The sequence below is a fragment of the Aureimonas sp. AU22 genome, from assembly GCF_001463745.1.
Taxonomy (GTDB): domain Bacteria; phylum Pseudomonadota; class Alphaproteobacteria; order Rhizobiales; family Rhizobiaceae; genus Aureimonas.
Genome location: NZ_BBWJ01000014.1, coordinates 229,486 through 248,837, shown reverse-complemented (window position 1 = coordinate 248,837; position 19,352 = coordinate 229,486). Strand labels below are relative to the sequence as shown.

The 19,352-nt window shown below is 66.7% G+C and carries 20 protein-coding genes; 5 read left to right on the top strand and 15 right to left on the bottom strand.

The genetic code is table 11. From position 1 onward, the window contains the following. Window positions 1-12: 12 nt before the first annotated feature. Entirely contained in the window at window positions 13-753 is a 741-nt protein-coding gene (locus AUL34_RS05990; protein WP_061932177.1) for a response regulator transcription factor, read from the bottom strand. Beyond that, window positions 750-2,021: an ATP-binding protein gene (locus AUL34_RS05985; RefSeq protein ID WP_061932279.1), complete on the bottom strand. Its 1,272-nt coding sequence runs from the start codon at window positions 2,019-2,021 to the stop codon at window positions 750-752. The genes AUL34_RS05990 and AUL34_RS05985 overlap by 4 nt, the downstream gene beginning before the upstream one ends. Before the next feature lie 236 nt (window positions 2,022-2,257). Between AUL34_RS05985 and AUL34_RS05980 the strand changes: the two genes are divergently transcribed. The 5 genes from AUL34_RS05980 (at window position 2,258) to AUL34_RS05960 (ending at window position 7,683) form a co-directional block, all read left to right on the top strand. After that, window positions 2,258-3,274 carry a substrate-binding domain-containing protein gene (locus tag AUL34_RS05980; RefSeq protein ID WP_061932175.1) on the top strand — a complete coding sequence of 339 codons (1,017 nt, stop codon included), beginning with the start codon at window positions 2,258-2,260 and terminating at the stop codon, window positions 3,272-3,274. A 74-nt stretch (window positions 3,275-3,348) separates the two neighbouring features. Continuing rightward, complete coding sequence (locus tag AUL34_RS05975; RefSeq protein ID WP_244492458.1) at window positions 3,349-4,857, top strand: ATP-binding cassette domain-containing protein; 1,509 nt, start codon at window positions 3,349-3,351, stop codon at window positions 4,855-4,857. Further along, entirely contained in the window at window positions 4,854-5,798 is a 945-nt protein-coding gene (locus AUL34_RS05970; RefSeq protein WP_061932173.1) for an ABC transporter permease, read from the top strand. The genes AUL34_RS05975 and AUL34_RS05970 overlap by 4 nt, the downstream gene beginning before the upstream one ends. Continuing rightward, window positions 5,795-6,769: an ABC transporter permease gene (locus AUL34_RS05965; protein WP_061932171.1), complete on the top strand. Its 975-nt coding sequence runs from the start codon at window positions 5,795-5,797 to the stop codon at window positions 6,767-6,769. Before AUL34_RS05970 ends, AUL34_RS05965 begins: the two co-directional genes overlap by 4 nt. A gap of 11 nt (window positions 6,770-6,780) precedes the next feature. After that, complete coding sequence (locus AUL34_RS05960) at window positions 6,781-7,683, top strand: SMP-30/gluconolactonase/LRE family protein (RefSeq protein ID WP_156420806.1); 903 nt, start codon at window positions 6,781-6,783, stop codon at window positions 7,681-7,683. A gap of 14 nt (window positions 7,684-7,697) precedes the next feature. Here AUL34_RS05960 and AUL34_RS05955 read toward each other — a convergent pair whose 3' ends face one another. From AUL34_RS05955 to flgK, 13 genes are all read right to left on the bottom strand, one after another. After that, window positions 7,698-9,893: a DUF1217 domain-containing protein gene (locus tag AUL34_RS05955; RefSeq protein ID WP_061932169.1), complete on the bottom strand. Its 2,196-nt coding sequence runs from the start codon at window positions 9,891-9,893 to the stop codon at window positions 7,698-7,700. A gap of 94 nt (window positions 9,894-9,987) precedes the next feature. Beyond that, a complete protein-coding gene (locus AUL34_RS05950) occupies window positions 9,988-10,461 on the bottom strand; it encodes a hypothetical protein (RefSeq protein ID WP_061932167.1) in 474 nt (157 codons plus the stop codon). Then, a complete protein-coding gene (locus AUL34_RS05945) occupies window positions 10,458-10,811 on the bottom strand; it encodes a hypothetical protein (protein ID WP_061932165.1) in 354 nt (117 codons plus the stop codon). Before AUL34_RS05945 ends, AUL34_RS05950 begins: the two co-directional genes overlap by 4 nt. Before the next feature lie 68 nt (window positions 10,812-10,879). Next, window positions 10,880-11,323, bottom strand: coding sequence for a rod-binding protein (locus AUL34_RS05940; RefSeq protein WP_061932164.1), 444 nt, complete (start codon window positions 11,321-11,323; stop codon window positions 10,880-10,882). Window positions 11,324-11,407: 84 nt separating this feature from the next. Then, on the bottom strand, window positions 11,408-11,812 hold the full coding sequence (locus AUL34_RS05935) for a hypothetical protein (protein WP_061932162.1): 405 nt from the start codon (window positions 11,810-11,812) through the stop codon (window positions 11,408-11,410). Then, window positions 11,809-12,564, bottom strand: coding sequence for a flagellar biosynthetic protein FliR (locus AUL34_RS05930; RefSeq protein ID WP_061932160.1), 756 nt, complete (start codon window positions 12,562-12,564; stop codon window positions 11,809-11,811). The genes AUL34_RS05935 and AUL34_RS05930 overlap by 4 nt, the downstream gene beginning before the upstream one ends. Next, window positions 12,561-14,657 carry a flagellar biosynthesis protein FlhA gene (flhA, locus tag AUL34_RS05925; RefSeq protein ID WP_061932272.1) on the bottom strand — a complete coding sequence of 699 codons (2,097 nt, stop codon included), beginning with the start codon at window positions 14,655-14,657 and terminating at the stop codon, window positions 12,561-12,563. The genes AUL34_RS05930 and flhA overlap by 4 nt, the downstream gene beginning before the upstream one ends. Window positions 14,658-14,828: 171 nt before the next feature. Further along, entirely contained in the window at window positions 14,829-15,095 is a 267-nt protein-coding gene (gene fliQ / locus AUL34_RS05920; RefSeq protein ID WP_061932158.1) for a flagellar biosynthesis protein FliQ, read from the bottom strand. Window position 15,096: 1 nt separating this feature from the next. Then, entirely contained in the window at window positions 15,097-15,513 is a 417-nt protein-coding gene (gene flgD, locus AUL34_RS05915; RefSeq protein WP_061932155.1) for a flagellar hook assembly protein FlgD, read from the bottom strand. A 3-nt stretch (window positions 15,514-15,516) separates the two neighbouring features. Next, complete coding sequence (flbT, locus tag AUL34_RS05910) at window positions 15,517-15,972, bottom strand: flagellar biosynthesis repressor FlbT (RefSeq protein ID WP_061932153.1); 456 nt, start codon at window positions 15,970-15,972, stop codon at window positions 15,517-15,519. A 2-nt stretch (window positions 15,973-15,974) separates the two neighbouring features. Beyond that, window positions 15,975-16,325 carry a flagellar biosynthesis regulator FlaF gene (gene flaF / locus AUL34_RS05905; protein ID WP_061932151.1) on the bottom strand — a complete coding sequence of 117 codons (351 nt, stop codon included), beginning with the start codon at window positions 16,323-16,325 and terminating at the stop codon, window positions 15,975-15,977. Window positions 16,326-16,391: 66 nt separating this feature from the next. Further along, window positions 16,392-17,456, bottom strand: coding sequence for a flagellar hook-associated family protein (locus AUL34_RS05900; protein WP_061932149.1), 1,065 nt, complete (start codon window positions 17,454-17,456; stop codon window positions 16,392-16,394). A gap of 15 nt (window positions 17,457-17,471) precedes the next feature. Next, on the bottom strand, window positions 17,472-19,259 hold the full coding sequence (gene flgK, locus AUL34_RS05895; RefSeq protein WP_061932147.1) for a flagellar hook-associated protein FlgK: 1,788 nt from the start codon (window positions 19,257-19,259) through the stop codon (window positions 17,472-17,474). Between the last annotated feature and the right edge of the window lie 93 nt (window positions 19,260-19,352).

Below are 19,352 nucleotides of genomic sequence, written 5' to 3'. Positions count from 1 at the left end.
CCATCCACTCGGCTATCCGGCAGGCGATCGTCTCTCATGGCGCTCCAGCCAGGCCTGCAACTCGGCCTCGGCCTGGTCCAGCCCCGCGCGGTTGAGAAGGCGGCGCATCAGCGCCAGGCTGACGGCGCGGGTGCGCAGGTTGAAGAGGTCCGCGCCGTTTGCGCCCTGATAGGCCCCGACCTTCTCGTAGACTTGCTGCAGCCGGTTCTGGACGCTGCGGAGCGAGATGCCGCGCCGCTCGGCGATCATCCGGTCTGTGAGGCCGAGCGCCAGATCGACCAGCACCTCGTACTCGACATCGGACAGCCCTTCCGAGCGATTGGCCGCCTTCTGCTGCACGCCGCGGATCTCGCGGTCGATGACGCACTGGCCTTCGACGAAGACGCCCTTCAGGGCGAGGCCCAGGCGCTCCTCCGAGGCCGACTTCAGGATGTAGCCGTAGGCGGCGCCCGCCGGCACGATGCGCGAGACGCCGCGCACATAGGCCTCGTCGGCATAGTTCGACCAGAAGAGGATGCTGGTGTCCGGCCTGTCGCGCCACAGCGAACGCGCCATGTCGACGCCCGTTCGGCGCGGCATCTGGAGATCGACGACGATCGCCCGTGCGTCGCGGTTGCGCGCCAGCCGCTCGCCCTCTTCCCCGTCGCTTGCCTCGATGAGCGCACGGCCCGGCAGGACGTTGCGGATCACGTCGCGCAGGAAGGCACGGTGCACGGCGTCGTCCTCGACGAGCAGGATCTCGCCGGCACTCATCGGGCGACGCCCGTCGCATCGGGACCGATCGGGAGGACGAGCGACATCAGCGTCCCGCGCCCGCCCGGCTGGCGGTCGAGGAAGAAGCTCGCGGAGATCAGCCGGGCGCGGGTCTGCATGTTGCGGATGCCGCCGACGCGCCGCCGCTGCGGCATGGGGGCGAAGCCGGTCCCATCGTCGCGGACTTCGATGCGCAAGGCGCCGTCGCGCCCGTGGCCGATCCCGACCTTGATCAGCGAGGGCTCGGCATGGCGCGTGGCGTTGTTCACGGCTTCCTGCACGATGCGGAACAGTGCGACGCGAAGCGCGGGATCCAGCGTGTCCACGAGCCCTTCGCTCGCATCCTCCAGGCGCCACTCGATGCCGGTATCGGCGAGCGCGCGGCCGAGAAAATCCTCCACGCCTTCCGCGAAGCCGAAGAGTTCGAGGACGTTGGGCCGCGCGTCGTCGATGATGCGGCGAAGCTCGTCGACGCAGCGGTGCAGCCCATCGATGGCCGGCGACAGCGTGTCCGGCGCGGGCGCGCCGTCGCGCACCGTTTCCAGCCGGCGAACGATCCGGGTGAGGTCGGCCAGCGTCTGGTCGTGCAGATCCATGCCGATGCGCTGGCGCTCGCGCTCCAGTTCCTCCGTCAGCCGCAGCGCTCCTTCGCGAAGACCCTCCTCGCGCGCCCGGCCTTCGGCCTCCTCGATGGCGAGCCGGCGGGCGTCCTGGCTGGCGCGCAGGGCATAGAAGTAGGGGGCCAGCATTTCCGCGACGTGCCTGGCGAGCGTCACGTCCTCCTCGCCATAGAAGCCGGCATCGTGCTTGGAACAGGAGAACGCGCCAATCACCTCGCCGCGCACCAGCATAGCGGCATGGATGCGCGAGCGCAGGTTCTGGTCGAAGATCGGATGGTTGAAGGCGCCCTCGAACCCGAAGCGCGGGTCCTGCGTCGCGTCGCCCGTCACCATCGCATGCTCGTGGCCGAGGAGGATGCGGCGGATCGGGCTGCCGGAAACGGGAATCGGGTGGGCGGTAAGGCTCCAGTCGGTGTGCAGCCCCGCCTCGTAGGCCGCATGGATGTTGCCGCCGGAGCCGAGGAGGCAGACGTCGAGATGGTCGTGCGGCAGCACGTCGCCGAGTTCCGCCGATACGGCCTGGATGGCGGCCTGGAAATCGAGATGGCCGGCGAGCGCCCGCGAGATGCGCAGGAGATGGCCGAACACGGCTTCCGCCCCCGGCAGGGTGCGAGAGCGCACGGATCGGCGCGGGGAATGAAGGCGCATCGTCATGCCGGGGATCGCACCATGTTTGCGCCGGGGCCGCCAGTGCCGATCGCATGGGAGACACCGGGTTCCCGGCAAGCCATTTGCGGGAACCCGCAAACGTCTTGCACGAACCGGATTGGACAGGGAGGCCCGCGATGGTCAACACTCCGGTCCAGCCGTCGGGAGCGGCCCTGTCCGTGCGGCCTCGTGCGGACCTGGAACGGGAGGGGCCGAAGCGGCCCATGGGAGGACCTATGATCGCAACGCGTCTCTTGATGGCGGGCACCGCCGCCGCATGTCTGTTCGCCGCCGGATCGGCTTTCGCCGACACCGCCGACAAGACCATCGCCCTGTCCAACAACTATGCCGGCAATTCCTGGCGCCAGGCCATGTTGCAGAGCTGGAAGACGGTGACCGACAAGGCCGTCGCGGACGGTGTCGTGAAGTCGGCCGACGCCTTCACCACGGCGGAGAACCAGGCGACCGAACAGGCCGCGCAGATCCAGAACATGATCCTGCAGGGCTACGACGCCATCGTCATCAACGCTGCTTCGCCGACCGCGCTGAACGGCGCGGTGAAGGAAGCCTGCGACGCCGGCATCACGGTGGTCTCCTTCGACGGCATCGTGACCGAGCCCTGCGCATGGCGCGTGGCCGTCGATTTCAAGAAGATGGGGTCGGGCCAGATCGACTACCTCGCCAAGCGCTATCCGGACGGCGGCAATCTCCTGGAGATCCGCGGTCTCGCCGGCACCTCGGTGGATACCGAGATCCACGAGGGCATCGCGGCCGGCGTCGCCGCCAACTCGAAGTTCAAGATCGTCTCCGAGGTCCAGGGCGACTGGACACAGACCGTGGCGCAGAAGTCGGTGGCGGGCGTCCTGCCCAGCATTCCGCAGGTGGTCGGCGTCGTGACGCAGGGCGGCGACGGGTTCGGCGCGGCCGAAGCCTTCGCGGCGGCCGGCCGCCCGACCCCCACGATCATCATGGGCAACCGCCAGGACGAACTCGCCTGGTGGAAGCAGCAGAAGGACAAGGACGGGTACGAGACCATGTCGGTCTCCATCGCACCGGGCGTCTCGACGCTGGCCTTCTGGGTGGCGCAGCAGATCCTCGACGGTCAGGAGGTCCCGAAGGACCTCGTCGTGCCGTTCCTGTCGATCGACCAGGCCGGGCTCGAGGAGTCGCTGAAGACGACGCCGGAAGGCGGCGTCGCGAATGTCGAATACAGCCAGGACGACGCCAAACAAGTGATCGCCGAGGCGAAGTGACCTTTGACGGCGGAGGGGACGCGCTCCCCTCCGACGTCTGAACACCACGCCGAAGCAGCCCTGTGAGTGTTTCCATGATGCAATCCGACGGCGGCGCCGCGCCCGCCAACGCCTCCGTGCGTCCGCTGGTGGACCTCCAGGGCGTCACCAAGGCCTATGGCGCGGTGCGGGCACTCGGCGGTGTCGACTTCGCGATCGCCGCTGGCGAATGCGTCGGGCTCGCCGGCCACAACGGCGCTGGCAAGTCCACGCTGATGCAGGTCCTGGCCGGCAACGTTCGGCCGGACACCGGCACGTTGTCGGTCGCAGGATCGGACGAAACGGGCCGATATTCCGTCGAGCGCGCGGGCCGCCTCGGCGTGCGCTGCGTGTTCCAGGAACTCTCCCTCTGCCCCAACCTGACGGTGGCCGAGAATGCGCGGGTGCGACATGCCTTCCTGCGCGGGTTCGGCTGGCGGGCGCGCGCCGCGACGCTGATCACGGGACAGCTCGACGCGATCTTTCCCGGCCATGGTATCCGGCCGGGCGATCTCGTGTCCGACCTCGCCCTCGGCCAGCGGCAGATGGTGGAGATCGCTACCGTCTTCGCAGCCGGGGAGACCCCGCTGTCGCTCGTCATCCTCGACGAGCCGACCTCCTCGCTCGACGCCCAGGTCGCGGGCCAGCTTCTGGCCCATGTGCGTCGCTTCGTGGCCGAGGGCGGCAGCGTCGTCCTGATCTCGCACATCCTCGGCGAGATCCTCGACACCTGCGACCGCATCACCGTGATGAGCGACGGTAGGGTCGTTGCCGACCGCCCCGCCTCCGAGTTCACCCGCCACTCGCTCGTCGAGGCCATGGGCCACGTGGCGCATACGGACGACACTGGGAGCGAGCCCGAAACGGCCGCCGAACGTTCCGGAACTCCCGTGGTCGCCGCGGCCGCCCCGCCCCGCCAAGGCAACGGACGCCGCGTCGAGGCGCGCCGGGGCGAGATCATCGGGCTCGGGGGGCTCGCCGGCCACGGGCAGACCGCGCTGCTCGTCCTCCTGCAGAACGCCTCGCGCGGCCGCTCGCGCTTCGCCGAACTCCATGGACGCACGGCGTTCGTGGCCGGGGACCGGCAGAGCGACGGCGTGTTTCCGCTCTGGTCGATCGGCGGCAACGTCACCGTGCGCTCGCTGTCGGCCCTCAGCCGCTTCGGCCTCATCGACGCCAGGGCCGAGCGGGCGATGGAGGACGCGTGGAAGGCGCGCATCGCCATTCGCACGCCCGACATGGGAAACGGCATCCTGACGCTGTCGGGCGGCAACCAGCAGAAGGCGCTGTTCGCCCGAGCGCTCGCTTCCGACGCCGAGATCGTGCTGATGGACGACCCGATGCGCGGCGTCGACATCGGCACCAAGCAGGAGGTCTACGCGCTGATCCGCGCTGAGGCCGCCAAGGGCCGCACCTTCCTCTGGTACACCACGGAGTTCGACGAGTTGCGCGCCTGCGATCACGTCTACGTCTTCCGATCGGGGCGGATCGTCGCCGACATGGCCCGCAGCGAACTGTCGGAAGCCCGCGTGCTGCAATCCTCGTTCGAGGAGAGCGCGGCATGACGCGCAGCCCAGCCCTCGCCCGGACGCTGCGAGACCTCCTGCCGCCGGTCTCGCTGGCGTTGCTCCTCGTTGCGATCTTCGTCATCCAGCCGCGCGCCATGAGCTATCTCGGCCTGTCGCTGATGCTCAACCTCGCATTGCCGATCGCGCTGGCCACGATGGCGCAGCTCTGCGTGATCGCGGTCAACGACCTCGACCTCTCGATCGGCGGCTTCGTGTCCTTCGTCGCCTGCATCGGCGCGACGCTGCTGAACGACGCGCCGCTCCTGGGGCTCCTCGCGCTTCTCGGCTGCATCGGCGTCTATGCGCTTCTCGGCGCGCTGATCCACCTGCGCAACCTGCCCTCCATTGTCGTCACGCTCGGCATGAGCTTCGTCTGGCTCGGCGCGGCGGTGCTGCTTTTGCCGAGCCCCGGCGGCAGCGCGCCGGCCTGGCTCTCGGGCCTCGTTAAGCTCAAGACGCCGCTGGTGCCGCTCGCCATCATCGCGAGCGCGCTCCTGGCGATCGCTGGGCACTTCCTCCTGATGCGCTCCTCCTTCGGCACGGTGCTGCGCGGCGCCGGCGGCAATGCGCAAGCAGTGCAGCGCGCCGGCTGGTCGCTGCTGCGCGCGAAGATGACGATGTATGCGCTCTGCGGCTTCTTCGGCGTCCTGTCGGGCCTCGCGCTCGTCGGGCTCACGACGTCGGCCGATGCCAACATCGCGCTGCGCTACACGCTCCTGTCGATCGCGGGCGTGATCCTCGGCGGCGGCGAATTCACGGGCGGACGCATCTCGCCGGTGGGCGCGGTGCTCGGCGCCCTGACCCTGACGCTGGCGGGCTCGCTCCTCTCCTTCATGCGCATTTCGCCGGACTGGCAGATCGGCGCGCAGGGGGCGATCCTGATCGTCGTGCTGGCGCTGCGCGCGCTCGTCAATCGCGTGGAAAGGCAGGCGGCATGAGCGGCGCGACCACCCCCTCCCCGGCCGTGCGAAGCGCGGCGCCCTCGCGCCCCTGGGTCTTCTCGTTCCTGGGTGCTGGCGCGGTGTTTCTCGCAACGATCGCCTTCACCGGCGGCACCGGCGCCGGGCAGATCCTGTCCACCGCGCTCACATTCGCGACCATGTACGTGATCGTCGGCCTCGGGCAGATGTTCGTCATCACCACCGGTCCGGGCAATGTGGACCTGTCCATTCCCTCAACCATCGCGCTGGCGGGCGCCGTGTCGATGACGGTGATGGGTGGCAGCGACGCGATGATCCTGCCGGGGCTGCTGGCGGCGCTCGGCGTCGGCGTCGCGGTCGGGTGCTTCAACTTCGCGCTGATCCGCCTCCTTCAGATCCCGCCGATCATCGCGACGCTGTCCGCAAGCTTCCTCATCCAGTCGGTAGCCATCGCCTATGGACGCGGCCTGCGCGTGCGCCCGCCGGAGGCTTTCGGGGACTTCGCCACCGGTCGCGTTCTCGGCATCCCCTATCTCGCGATCGCCACGCTGCTTCTGTGCGCCGTGATGGGCATCCTGCTTCATCGCACCGTTTACGGGCGCTCGATCTCCGCGATCGGGCAGAACCCGCGCGCTGCCCTGCTCGCCGGCATTCGCGTGGAGCGGCTGCGCTGGGCGACCTATGTCCTGTCGGCGGTGCTCGCCGGCCTCTGCGGCGCGGTGCTGGCCGGCTTCTCCGGCGGCTCGTCGCTCAACATGGGCGAGGAATACCTGTTGGCGTCCATCGCCGTGGTGGTCGTCGGTGGCTCGTCCGTGTCGGGCGGGCAGTCCAACGTGCCGGGGCTCTGGGGCGCGTCGATCTTCCTCTACCTGCTGGTGACGATGCTAAACACGTTCGGCGTCGGTGCCGGGCTGCGTCTCCTCCTCACCGGCCTCATCATCATCGCGATCATCACGGTCGCCGGCGGTCCGAAGACCGGTCGCAACTGAAGGAAACGCCCATGGCGATCATGACGCCCTACGAGGTCGACGACGAGCGTTTCGAGGCGCTGACGCTTCTCAACGTCGAGCTGGAACAGCTCTTCGACGGCTGCCGCTGGGCGGAGGGGCCGATCTGGATCGCCGACGCCGGGCACCTCGTATGGAGCGACATTCCCAACAACCGGATGATGCGCCACATCCCCGATGTCGGCACCTCGGTGTTCCGCCAGGGCTCGAACTACTCCAACGGCAGCACGCGCGACCGCCAGGGACGGCTTCTGTCCTGCGAGCACGGCACGCGTCGCGTCACCCGCACGGAAATCGACGGAACGATCACCGTCGTCGCCGACGGCTTCGCCGGCAAGCGGTTGAACTCGCCCAACGACCTCGTGGTGCGCTCGGACGGCTCGATCTGGTTCACCGATCCGACCTACGGGATCATGGGCGACTACGAGGGCAATCGGGCCGAACCCGAGCAGCCGGCGCGCGGCGTCTACCGCGTGGACGGTGGGAGCGGCGCGATCACGAGGGTCGTGGACGACTTTCTGCAGCCCAACGGGCTAGCCTTCTCGCCGGACGAAAGCCTGCTCTACGTGGCCGACAGCGGCGCCAGCCACACTCATGGCGCGCCGACACATATCCGGCGTTTCCGCGTCGAGGGCGAGAGGCTGAAGGACGACGGCGTGTTCTGCCATATCGACGCCGGGGTGCCGGACGGCATCCGGGTCGACACGCAAGGCAACCTCTGGTCGAGCGCTGCGGACGGCGTGCATTGCTTCGCCCCGGACGGCACGCGCCTCGGCAAGATCCGGGTGCCCGAGGTCGTTGCCAACCTCTGCTTCGGCGGCGCACGGCGCAACCGCCTGTTCATCACCGCGACGCGCTCGCTCTACGCGATCTACGTGGGTGCGAGGGGCTGCTAGCCCCTCATCTCGGCCTACAGGAAACCGAGGATCCCATTCGAGCCGGCGCTGCCGCCCAGCAGTGCCACGGCGGGCGAGGTCGCGGCACTCGCGTTCGCGGTGTCGTAGAGCGTCGAGAAGCGCGCGATGAACTTGTCGAGCTTCTTGGCGTCCTGGAAATCGGTGAAATCGATCTTCGCTTCCAGGAGCTTCGCCTGCTTCTCGATGTCCATGCTGGCAATGCTCGCCGGAAGGCCGAGAGCAGTGCGCACGACCTCGAAGAGAGCCTTGTCGGCGAGGATGCCGTAGGCGCTCGTCACATCGGGCGCCTTGCGCAGGAAATACAGTGCGAGCCGCCCACCCTCGCTCTGTTCCCCGACCTGCTTCTCCATCGTCTGGAGAAGAAACTGGTTCTGGGTCGACAGGAGCTTCGCGCCGCTCTGCGCCCCTTCCGCATCGCGCTGGATCGTTCCCTCCGGCGTGAAGTTGAAGGCCTGGACGAACTGGACGTATTTCTTGTCGCCCTTGGCATTGGCGAAGCTTTTCGGATCGGACAGATCGCTCGTCAGGAGCTTGCGCAGGTCGCGATCGGAGATGGTCTCGTCCTGCAGCCCGTAGGCCCGGAGCGCATACTTGACCGTCGCCGTGTCGGCGACGAGGTCGTCCAGCGAACGGATCTGGCCCATGGCCGTGAGATACGCCTTGGTGTCCGCCTTGATGACCTCCTTCTTCGCGTCGTTCACGTCCTTGCCGAAGGACGCGGCATAGAGCGAACCGGTCGCCGTCTGCGCCGATGTGGACTGCGCAAGACGCTGCGTCGTCGTCTTTCCGTCCGCACCGAAGTTGAAGGCGGCGGCAAGTCGCTCGTAACGCTCGTCCTTGAGCTTGCTGACGTAGCTGTTCGGATCGGACGGATCGCTGAGCAGGACCCGACGGATCTTCATCGACGACTCGGTCTTCGGGTCGATGTCGAAGGCGACGAGGATGTAGTCGAACGCCGCCTTGCCAAAGGCCGCATCGCGACCCAGCAGATCGTTGATCGTCTTCATGTTCGACAGGCGCGCCTGGAACACCGACGTCTTGCGCTTGTCGTCCTGAAGGGCGGTCGTCTGGTAGTTCGCATGGAAGCCGTCTTCCAGCGTCTGGACGCTCGCCCCGCCGTCGAACAGCGCCCCGTTCGCCGGCAGGCTGCCGTCCGCCTGGAAGTTGAAGGCTGCGTTCAGGGCCTTGAACTTCTGCTTGAGGGCGATCGCCTCGGGGGTCTTCTCGGACATCTCGGGCAGCGCGCCCACGAGGTCGCCCGGCTGCGCCTTCAGGACGTTCAGGACGAAGCTGTCGGAGGTCAGGGCGGGGTCGATCCCGAACGCGTTCAGCACGTAGGACAGAAGCTGAGGGTCGCCCGTGATATCCGATGCCTTCGCGACGTTCGTGATGGCGGCGGCGAAGTAGCTCGTCTTGGCCGCCGCGGCCTGGGACGTGGCTCCCGCTCCCATGCTGTCGAAGTAGGTGGCCGTCAGATCCGCGACCTGCGCGCCGGTCTGAAGCGCCATCCCGGCCTTGACGCTGCCGTTCGCGTCGAGATTGAACATGTCGCGCAACGCCACCAGGCCGGGGTGGCCGGAGGTCGTGCCGTTGGTGATCGCTTCCCTGATGGCCGCCTTGTTGGCGGACGACGGCTCGAGGGAAGCCGCCTTCTCCAGGAAGGCCAGAAGAGCCGGGTCGTCGAGGATGACCGCTGCCACGTCGGTGGCCTGCGGGTTTGCGATGCCGGCGACGAGTTGGTCGATCCTGCTCTTGAACAGGCCGACATCGGCGGAGGCCCGTCCCGCAAGCGCGACGCGATGCTGGCTGTAGGCATCCGCCAGCGCCTCGCTCTGTGCGGCCGTCTGGATCGCAGCCTTGCCGGCGGATCCGAACTGGAACGAGGACGCAAATTCCCGATAGCGCTTGTCGGTCAGCTTGTTGGCGAAGCTGTTCGTATCCGACAGGTCGCTCTCGAGGACCTTACGCATCAGCCCCTTGGACTGGATCTGGTCCTCCAGCCCATAGGCCTTCATGGCGTAGGCATAGAGACGCTGGTCGTCGAGCAGATCGTCCGGCGTCTTCACCTTGCCGATATTGGCTTTGTAGTATTCGGCGTCCCGCTGCACCGCCGTTTGGGTGGCCACGCGGGCCAGCGACTTCGACAGGTCGGCGCTGTAGAGGCGGTAGTTCATCAGGGTCGAAAGCACGGCACCAACCTTTGTCGAGCGCACCGTTCCCGGCGCGGGACAGTCGCGCGATTGTCGCGTGGCATGATTAATCGACGGTGAATGAGCTGGCGCCTTACTGGGTCTTCAGGATCTCGCCGCCCAGCTGGTTCTTCGGCAGGAAGTCGAACTGGTCGACCATCATATCCTCGACGACCGGCTTGCCGTACCGCGCGTTGACGTTGCCCTTGAGCTCGGCCAACAGGGCCGGGAGGTCGTAGCGCGCGGGATGCTTGAAGTCGAAGTTCGAGACCGAATAGACCGACTTGAACGCCTGATCGAGGATGATCGGATCGGGCGGCACGGCGAGGGTCGCGGCCGTCTTGCCGTCGATCGTGTAGACGAAGCGAGCCAGGACATAGCCCTGGATCGCGTTCTCCGCGATGATGGGGACTGCGATCGTGTCGGTCTTCTTGTAGTCGAGACCTTCGAAATAGGTGGGCGCGGGCGGCGCCCCTGGCGGCGCTTCGGCCGCCATGTTGGCGACCGCGTACCCGGTACCCAGCGTCACGATGCAGACCCAGATGCCGATACCGAGGATCTTGATCATCCGATCCGCTTCGTCCCGTTCTGCGGGGCGCCATAGGTGCCGTCGGACTCGGCTTCTGCGATCGCCCGCGTGATCAGGCCCGCGACCTCGGCCGTGGCTTCCATGTGCAGTTCGAGAAGGCGGCTGTTGTCGTCGAGACGCTCGCGCAGGGTGGTAAGGCGGTCCCGCAGGTCGCCGCTCACCGTGGCGGCGTCGATGCCACGATTGATGCGGGTGAGCTCCAGGAGGCTCTGGTTCTTGCGATGACTGATGTCGCCCAAGCCCGAATGGTCTCGGGCGTTCAGCGCCATCATCTCCCCGGCGATGACGGCTTCGAGCCTGTTGATGGCCTGCGTAAGAACCGCTTCCAATGCCTCTACCCTTTTACCATGCGGACGAACCGCTTTTCATCGTTGACGGGGGATCTCGCCCCCGTTCGTCAGGTCGTCTTCCGCGTGGTCGCCGGAGCCGAGGGCACGCCTCGTCCTTCCTTCTCCAGCATCTCGGCAATTCCGACCCCGCCGGCCTTCGCCATCTCGTCGCCGATCCGTTCGGCCAGCATGGAGCGCCAGATATTGCCGGCCGTACCGGTGCCGAAGAACGACGTGTTTTGGCTCGGCAGCATGCTTTCGATGAAGCTTCTGAGTACGAAGCCCTCGAACTTCTGCAGGGGGCGCAGTTCCGCACTGCGCGAGGTCTGGTGGCGGAAGCCGACGTCGTCGAGCCCGCCACCGAGCGAGGGCGAAGCGGCCGGCCCCGACGGCATCGCCTTCTCGAACGCCTCCGCCTGCGCCGCGCCGTCGATCGAGCGGGAAGCACTCGCAGAGGCCGCCCGTTCCGTGCGCTCGGAAGCGAACGGAGCCGCGAGGGGAGAAACGGTCATGGATGCCAGTCCCGGAGTTGGATCACAGCGCGGGGACCGATTCCGGCTCCGCGACTTGCTGACGAAACTTGTAAGCCAGCCCACTTATTCGAAGCTTGCGGCGCGTGCGGCGAGATGATCCTCGAGCGCCAGAAGCAAATCGGCGCGCTCCGCCTCGGCACGCTCCGAGGCGCCCGCCTTGTCGGCGGCACGCTCGATCCGCTTCTCCGTCGCCTGCGCCTTCTGCACCTTTTCGCGCGCCACGGCTTCGCGCTCGCGCGTCTCGCGCAGGGCCAGGTCGTTGCGCCGAAGCGCCGCCGCCTTTCCCTCCAGGAACAGCCCGTGCATCAGGGACTGGGATCCGAGCGTCTCGAGAAGTTCGCGCTCGTTCTCCAGAAGCCGGGTCTCCTCGCGAACGAGTTCGCCGAGGCGCCACTCTTCCAGCTGGCGCATCTTCTCCTGGACGTCGCGCACGCGCGCGAGACGTTCGGCTCGGCTCTTGCCGCTCATCCGTTGATCACCCAGGTGCGGAAGCCTTCGATGAACAGCGTCAGGTAGTCGCCGATCGAGAAGCCGAGAAGGACGAGGCCGCCCGCGAGAACGAAGGGAAGCGAGATGAAGTAGATCGGGATCTGCGGGGTCATCTTGTTGGCGAGGCCGACCGCGAAATTGACGATCACGGCATAGACGACGAACGGACTGGCGATGCGCAGGCAGAGGTGGAACGTCTCGTCGAGATTGTCGACGAGCGAAGTGAGGCCCGTCCGAATGGAAAAGCCGAGTTCCACCGGCATCGCCCGATAGGACGCCAGGAGCGCATGCACGATCTCGGCATGCAGGTTGAGCGCGAAGATCAGGACCGTCGCGGTAAGCGTGATCAGCGACACGAGGGCGGGGTCGGCCTCGTGCCCCTCGATCGGCACACCGAGCGCCTGGCCCATGCCGATCGCGTTGGCGATCACCGCGCCGGAGAACTGCAGCGCGATCATGAAGACGCGCCCCAGAAGGCCGATCAGGAGCCCGTTCAGGAGTTCACCGAACATCATCGCGATGCGCAGGTCGTCGGAGGCGCCGCGAACCAGCGGCATGATGTCCGGCAGGAGCCGGGGCGACACGGCGAAGGCGATCGCGATCGCCACGAACAGGCGGATGTGGGCCGGGATGCGCAGGGACGAGAAGCCCGGCAGCACCATCAGGCAGGCGCCGATCCGGCAGAAGACCAGAAAGGCCGACAGGATCAGGACTTGCGCCTCGGGCGTCACGAGATCGAACCGAGCGCCTTGATGTCGACGCCGCGCGCGATTTCCAGGTGCGAGAGCACCGGCAGGTTCACGAAGATGCGCTCGATCATCATGCGCACGTAGGGGCGCGCGTCCGGCGAGGCGACGAGGACGAAGTTCTCGCCCTGGTCCGTCTTCTCGCGGATGACCTTGGACGCTTCGGTCGCGAACTGTTCGACAAGGCGCGGATCGATATCGAACTCGATGACGTCGCCCTTGGAATCGCGCTTCAGTGCCTGGTGGAATGCGAGGTCCCAGCGGTTGCCGAGACGCAGCACGCCAAGCTGGCCGTTGTGGAGGAGATCGCCGCAGATCTGTTGCGCCATGCGGGTGCGGACATGCTCGACGATCTTCTCCGACCGGCGCACGTGCGGCGCGATCTCGGCGATGGCCTCGAGGATGAGCGTCAGGTTCCGGATCGAGACGCGCTCGGCGAGAAGCAGCTTGAGCACCGCCTGAAGACCGGAATAGCTCATGTGCGTCGGCACGATCTCTTCGATCAGACGCTTGTACTCGGGCTCCAGTCGCTCGAGCAACGAGCGCATGTCCTTGTAGGACAGGAGATGGGCGAGGTTGTTGCGCATCACCTCCGACAGGTGCGTCAGGATGATGGAGAGCGTGTCCACCGGCTCGAAACCGGCGCGGCGCGCGGACGAGGCGAAGGTCTCCGAGATCCAGGCGGCACGCAGGCCGAAGGCCGGCTCCTTGGTGAGATCGTGCGGCATGTCGGGCGCCGGGGCATCGCCGAGCACGATGAGAAGGTCGCCGAGGCGCACGTCCTGCGTGGCGACCGTGGTGCCGTGCACCTTGATCGCATAGGCCTTGCCGGCGATGGACAGGTCGTCCGACAGCTTGATCTCGGGGATCACGAAGCCGTAGCGCGAGGCGAAGCGACGGCGCATCTTGCCGACGCGGCTTGCCAGCTCGTCGCGCGAGAAGGACAGGTGCGCCGAGACCTGCTTGCCGAGCACGAGCTCGACCTCGATGATGCGCAGCGATTCCTTGACCGACTGACGTTCGGCTTCGACGGCCTGCGCCTCGCGCTCGCGCTGGGCGACCTGCACCTTCTCCGCTTCCGTCGCGCGGCGGCGCGGGATCACATAGGCGATCGTGCCGAGAAGCACCGCGACGATCGCGAACGGCAGGAACGGCAGGCCCGGCAGCAGCGACAGGACGAAGAGCAGCGAGGCGGCAACCATCAGCGCGCGGGGGTAGTGCCCGAGCTGCGTCATGATCGCGCTTTCCGCCGCGCCGCGCGTGCCGCCCTTGGACACGAGGAGGCCGGCGGCGAGCGAGACAACGAGCGCCGGGATCTGCGTCACGAGACCGTCGCCGACCGACAGCTTGACGAAGACGTCGGCCGCATGCCCGGCGTCCATGCCGTGGCGCGTGACGCCGATGATGATGCCGCCGAAAATGTTGACGGCGGTGATGATCAGGCCGGCGATCGCATCGCCGCGCACGAACTTCGAGGCACCGTCCATCGAACCGAAGAAGGAGCTTTCCTCTTCGAGTTCGCGGCGGCGGGTCTGCGCCTGCTTCTCGTCGATGAGGCCGGCGGACAGATCCGCGTCGATCGCCATCTGCTTGCCGGGGATGGCGTCGAGGGTGAAGCGGGCGCCGACTTCTGCGATACGCGTCGCGCCCTTTGTGATGACGAGGAAGTTGACGGTGATCAGGATGATGAAGACGACGATGCCGATGACGAAGTCGCCGCCCATCACGAACTGCGAGAAGCCGCCGATCACGTAGCCGGCCGCGTTGTGGCCCTGATCGCCTTGGCTGAGGATGACGCGCGTCGTCGCGATGTTCAGCGACAGACGCAGCATCGTTGCCAGCAGCAGCACGGTTGGAAAGGCGGAGAAGTCCAGCGGCTTTTCGATCCACAGCGCCACCATCAGGATCAGGATCGACAGGGCGATCGAAATTACGAGGCCCATGTCGATCAGGAAGGCCGGTATGGGAACGAAGAGCACCGCAAGCACCGCGACGATGCCGAGCGCAAAGCCGATGTCGCGCATGCTGGCCCGTGGGGGCAAGGACGATGAGGAGATTTTCAGCGTATCGACGGCCATGCGCATCGGTCCTGGACGGCCTTCGGCGCCAGTGCGCGGAAGGCGGGATCGTTAACGCTTTATTGCCAGTCCGGACTGGTGCCGGGCTGGCGGACGCCCGAAACGAAAAAGGCCCGAGCCGGTCGGCTCGAGCCTCGTGGATGCAGACGACGCGGCTGGTGCCGCGGCCGTTCAGAAGCCGTGCTCGATCCGCGAGAAGGCTTCCTGCGTGAACGCATAGACCTGCGCGCCGGTGAAGGACGCGGTGAAGGCGATGATGACGAAGATCGCCAGGATCTTCGGCACGAAGGTCAGCGTCACTTCCTGAATCTGCGTCAGCGCCTGGAACAGGGCGATCACGATGCCGACCAGCATGGCGCCGCCGACGGCGGGACCGCATGCGGCGACCACGGTCCAGATCGCGGACTGGACGATGTCGATGGCGTCCGCCTCGTTCATGCTACTCGACCTTGATGCCGGCTTCGAGAAGCACGAGCTTGCCGTCCGCAAGCGTCGCGATCGCACCGTCTGAGGCGACCTGGATGGACTTCACGACACCGGTCACGCTTCCGTCGCCGGTCGTCACGGTCCGCCCGATCAGGTTGTTCGCCTGGGTGAGCGTCGAGAGCGTCGTCATCGCCTCGAGCTTCTGGTTCAGCTTGATCGACTGCTCGACGTTCGAGAAGGACGCGAGCTGGCTCATCTGCGCCGTCGGATCCGTCGGGTTGAGCGGATCCTGGTTCTTCATCTGGGCCACGAGCAGCTTCAGAAAGGCATCGTAGTCGAGGCCGGTCTTCATCTCGCTGGTCTTGTTGCCGGTGGCGGCGGCCGTGGTCGCGGCTGCGGCGGAACCCGTCACGTTCGATACGGTGGTCATGGTTCAGCGTGCTCCCACTGCGACCGCCGCGGGGCGAACGATCGACTTGAAGTCGGGCAGGTGCAATCCCTCCCCCTTCATCACCAGTTCCTCGAGCGGGAGCAGCGAGCGCAGCCGCTTCAACCCCTCGAAGTTGCGATCGCGGTGGACGAGGTCCACGACATCCTGGATGCCCGAGCGGATATCGGCCGACGAGAAGGCCGCCAGAAGCGACGGATAGGTCCGGTCGAACAGCGCGCGAGCCTCGGCGGCACCCGCGGGATCGATCAGCATCAGCTGGATGATGAAGTAGAGCTGGCGAAGCGGCGTGGTCGCGTCGTCGGCCTGCATGACGTGGCTTTCCAGAAGAAAGGTCACGTCGTTCATGAACTCGAGATGGGTCTTGCGATCGACGCGCATCACAGCGCCGTTGACGAAGATCCGCTCGCCGGCGCGCAGCGTGATCCGAAGCGTGGACATGCCTATTCTCCGAGTCCGTCGCGGATCATGGCGGTGATCTCGATCATCGCCGAGAAGTCGTCGCTGCGACCGAGCCGGATGGCTTCCGCCTCGCGCATGATCCAGAGGCCGATCGAGATCAGCGCGGCGCGCAGCTCCTCGGGAAGAGCGTTCTCGGGGTTGGCGAGATCCTCGACGAGCACGCTCCACAGGCTGCGCGTGAGATAGATGGCTTCCACAGCCTCGCGGGACTTCGGACCGGAGGCCTGCGCGCGCTTGAGGGCGTCCACCGTGCGGTCGAGCGCCTCACGCTCCCGGTCGCGAGCCGTCGCGGAACTCTCCGAAGTGACTTCCGCATAGGAGAACTGATACATGCTTCGTGTCCCGTGAGGCTGGTTCGCGGTGGCCGGCCCGTGGTGTCGGCGGCGCAGCGGGATGGATCAGAGATAGTTGAGAAGGCTGAGGTTCTTCAGTCGGCCGGTGACGGTGTAGGACGCCTGCAACTGGGTCTCGAGCGTGGTCACGCGCAAGCTCGCCTCGGTTGGGTCGACGCCTTCCAGACGTTCGATCGCGGCCTTCACGAGGTCCTTCTGGGTGTTCAGCGCGGTATCGGCGAGCGTCACGCGGTTGATGCGCGTGCCGACCTGCGCCTGAAGCTGGATCAGCCCGTCCTTTCCGGCATTCAGCCGCGTCAGGGCGGCGTTCGCCACTTCCCGGCGCGCGGCTTCGTTCATGCCTTCCATTCCGACCGAACCCAGAAGGGAGTATGCGGCCGTGATCTTGCGGAAGGCTTGCTCGTTGGTGGTGAGCGAGGACTCGATCGTCTCGTTCTTGGAGATGCGCGAGACGACCGGCGTGTCGGACGCGTTGGACCAGTCGTCCCAGCGCGTGTCCTCGAACGCCGCGTCGAAGCGGTACGTGACTCCCCCGACGTCGATGCCATCGTTCGAGAAGTACCCGTTCAGATCGGTCGCCGATACGTTGGCGGCGGTGATGGTGGTGCCCTTGTCCGCGCCGAGCGCAAGCAAGAAGTCCTTGAAGTCCGCCGCGACCTTTGCGCTGGCGTCATCCAAGGGGGTCTGATCGGTCTGGGCGCCGGCGAAGAGGTACTGTCCCGTGACGTTGACGTTCAACGATCCGATCATCGCCTCCAGCGACGCCTTGGCCGTGTCCTTCACCGCGCTGACGGCCACGGCGTTGTTCACGTCGCTCATGAGCGTCGTCAGCGCGCCCGACACGGTCTCCGACTGCGTGCGCAGGCTGTCCAGCGTATCGTCCATCAGCTCCAGGCGGCTCGTGACGAGCTTGTTGGAGTCCAGCATCTTCTGGATCGTGGATTCCTGCGAGTGGTACTGCACCGCTTCGCCGGTGAGGCGGCCGAGCGTGTTGCCGACATCGACCAGTCGGCCCGAGCTCAGTTCGCTGCTGGCGTCCCGGAGGTCGGACTGGACCCGCATGATGGTCGCGCGCGTCGCAGCGTTGAAGGAGAGCGAGGAAATGGACATGGCAAGCGCGATCCGTCAGATGGACTGGAGGAGTTGGGACAACATCTGATCAACGGTGGAGATGATCTTGGCCGATGCCTGGTACGAGCGTTCCAGTTCGATCAGGCGGGTCAGTTCGACATCGAGGTTGATTCCGGTTTCGTTCGACAAGGTCTCCTCGGTCTTGGAAACCAGGGTCGAGATCGACGTCACCGACCGCGAGGCGGCGGAGCGGGCGTCCTGCAGCCAGGAGATCGACGAGGACGCATAGCCGCTCAGGGTGGCACGTGGATCGGCGCCGGAGGTGGCGGAGAACCCGCGCATGCTGTTCATCGCGTTGGCGAGCGCGTTGATCCGCCCGCTGAAGCCGCCGAGAGCCGTCGGATTGTAGTTGTATTCGCCGCCGTTGACGCCGTCGCGCACCTTCGTCGGGTTGGCGAGAACACCGTCCGCGAGGGCCAGCGTCGAGGCCAGGCCGGCGTTCGGGTTGGGCCCGGAAAGCGTGGAGGCCCCGATGCTCAGTCCCGTCGTGGCAGTGGCGCTCAGTCCCGAAAGCGACAGGACGCTCTGGCCGACGCCCGAACCCGACATGGTCAAGGTGCCGCCTGCCCCATCGACGGACACACGCCCCTTGCCGAGAACGGCACCGGAGGAACTCTTTCCTTCGGCGATCATCTCCTGGAGACGGGCTGCGAAGTCGTCCGATGTGGCCAGCTGGGTAGCGTCCACCGTGCCGGACACGCTGTATTCCACGCCTTCATACGTCACGGTGAAGGAAAGCGTCCCCGGCGTCGGCGCGCCGCTGAAGGTGCCGATGCCGACGGGGCCGAGCGTTTCGGTGGCGAGCTGGGTCGAGGTGAAGAGGCCCGCCTTCGCACCGACGGCCGGAGACGTATCGTTCTGATCGGCTTCGGAGAACGCCGAGATCAGTCCGCGCGCCAGTTCGTCGAGCTGTGCCCCGTACGTGTTGGCCACCTTGTCGCGGACATCGGTGAGGCCGACGATCATGCCGCCCTTGGCGGGCATGTAGGAGTTCGAGCCGGTCACCGCGACGCCGTCGATATAGAAGGCGTTGCCTTCCCCGCCGGGCACCAGAGACGCCGTCTTCTCGAAGGCAACGGCGCGGGCGGTGTTCTCGAGCAGCGTCACGCCGGAGTCGGTGTAGATCACCATGTCGTTGTTGCCGCGCGTGCGCACGCTCACGCCGACATATTGCGACAGTTCCTTGACCAGGCGGTCCCGCTGGTCGGACTGGTCGGTCACGTCCTCGCCGCTCGTCGTTCCCGCGACGACCCTGCGATTGACCGCCTCCAGATCCTTCAGGATGCGGTTCATGTCGCTCGCGGCGATCGACAGGTTGTTGTCGGCGTCGCGGCGGATCGACTGAACCGTGTCGGCGTTGTCACGGATCGTGGTGACGAGATCCTGGGCAGCCTGCGCCGCCGCTCGCGCCAGATCGTAGTTGCCGGGCGTGTTGGCAAGGCTGCTCAGCGCGTCGTTGAGCGCGGCGACCTTGGCCTGCGGCGACTGCTTCGCGTTCGTATCGCCGACGACCTCGTTGAGACGCGCATAGGCGTCGGCCTGCATCGTGGCGACCGTGAGCTTCGACGTCGCGTCCAGCATGTTGCGGAACAGGGTGGAGTTCGACGACTGCGCGATCGAGGTGACCGTCACGGTGCCGTTCGGCCCCGTGACCACGTTCGCGATCTTCCGCGTCGCGCCCGCGGTGTTCACGTTCGCGATGTTGCTCGACGTGATCTGCGTCTGAAGCTGCGAGGCGGCCAGCGACGATTTGGCAGTGTTCAGCGCGGCGGAGAGCGACATGGGAGCGTTCCGGGAGGACGGGAAGGACGATCGTGCCAAGGGCGCGCCGCGTCAGCGCGACGCGCCCTTGCATCAGGGGTCGGCCGAGGTCAG